This is a genomic window from Olivibacter sp. CPCC 100613, assembly GCF_036959255.1.
In the GTDB taxonomy this organism is placed as follows: domain Bacteria; phylum Bacteroidota; class Bacteroidia; order Sphingobacteriales; family Sphingobacteriaceae; genus Olivibacter.
Genome location: NZ_JAWMTI010000028.1, coordinates 1 through 1,859 on the forward strand (window position 1 = coordinate 1; position 1,859 = coordinate 1,859).

Annotated in this window: 1 protein-coding gene; it reads left to right on the forward strand. The window is 52.2% G+C overall.

Features of this window, described 5'->3' with window-relative positions; all coding sequences use genetic code 11:
* Positions 1–36: 36 nt before the first annotated feature.
* A partial coding sequence (locus RYH73_RS26505; protein ID WP_335316461.1) for a non-ribosomal peptide synthetase occupies positions 37–1,859 on the forward strand: 1,823 nt, incomplete at its 3' end.

Here is a 1,859-nt window from a genome sequence, read left to right on the forward strand (position 1 = left end):
TACCCATTATCTTATAGTCAGGAGCGTTTATGGTTCATTGATCGGCTTGAGGGGAGCGTTCACTACCATGTTCCGGTTGTGTACGGTATCCGAGGAGGTTTGGTGGATGTGGACCTCCTTGAGGCCAGTTTTCGGCTTGTGATGGAACGTCACGAGGTACTGCGGAGCGTTGTCGTGGAGAGGGAAGGAGAAGGTTACCAGCGGGTTATGGGTACGGAGGGTTGGACTCTTGGACGGCACCGTCTCGGCATTGGGGATGACGTGGATCGGTATATAGAGATCCTTATGGGGAAGCCCTTTGATCTTTCCTCGGACTATATGCTGCGTGCAGACCTGCTGCAGCGTGGGGAAGGAAAGGATATCCTTGTACTTACACTTCACCATATCGCTTTCGACGGATGGTCGTGGGGGATACTGATGGGGGAACTGGACCGCCTTTACGGCAGCATTGTCGATGGCCTGGGCACCGGTCTAGCGGAGCTTCCCGTGCAGTATGGGGATTATGCGGTATGGCAACGGGAACAGGTCAGCGGTGCCTATCTCCAGGGCCGGCTTAAATATTGGAAAGATCGGCTTGAAGGTCTGGAACCGTTACTTCTTCCTACTGATAAGAGACGTCCATTGGTGCAGAGCACTCGCGGGGGGCATGTTTATGCTGCCATACCCGCCCATATCCTTGATGGGGTGAGGAAGATGTGTGTGCAGGAAGGAGTTACCCCCTATATGTTTTATCTGACAGTTTTCCAGGTTCTGCTCTATCGCTACAGCGGACAATCGGATATATGTGTCGGCAGTCCGATAGCCGGACGTATACACGAGGAGACGGAAAGACTGATTGGTTTTTTTGTAAATACGCTTGCGATTCGGAGTACGGTGGATGGGGAAGAGGGATTCCTGGCTCTTCTTTCACAGGTTAAGGAAAATATCTTGGGCGCTTATGAATATCAGGATGTTCCTTTCGAGAAAATAGTTGAGGCCGTGGCGCCGGAGCGCGACCTTGGCAGGACTCCGCTTTTTCAGGTGATGTTTACTTACGAAGACAGTTCTGCGAATCCGGAGAGACCTCTCCTGGGAGGTTTGGAACTGGAACAGATACCTTCTGGCGTAAGTTCCAGTAAGTTCGACCTGACGTTTACAGTCGGTGAGAAAGGTGAGGAAGGAGTATTGGGTATTGAATACTGTAGTGACCTTTACCACCGGGCAAGTGTAGAACGGATGCTGGGACACTATCTGGAGATTTTGGTATCGGCAGTTGTGGGTCCAGACACCAAGGTCGGGCTGCTCCGGATGCTGACCGAAGCGGAGGAGGCGGAACTATCCAGGGGTTTAGGTTATCGCAAGGCTCCCTATCCGAGGGATAAGACAATAGTGGACCTGTTCCGCGAAACCGCGCAAAAATATGGAGATTGTACGGCGCTTGTCTCCGGAGAACACCGTTTGAGTTATTCGGAACTTGATCAGCTGACGGACCGTCTTGCGAGTCATCTATACTGCCATGGGGTTGGGCGGGAGAGCTTGGTAGGGATCTGCATGGACCGGACAGAATGGCTGATAGTTGGGATTCTGGGCATACTGAAAGCAGGCGGTGCATATGTTCCCCTAGATCCGGACTACCCGGTCGACAGATTGTCCTACATGGTCAAAGATACGGGTTTACAGGTAACGATATGCGATACATCGGGACGGACATCGCTTGTTGGTATCGATGGACTGGACCTGGTGGACGGAACGGCACCGTCCGTTTGGCACGCGGATGTTCCACCCGTATTAAATGCACCTGTTGCAGAAGACCTTGCATATGTCATATACACCTCGGGTTCAACCGGACGGCCCAAAGGTGTAATGATCGAACATAGAAA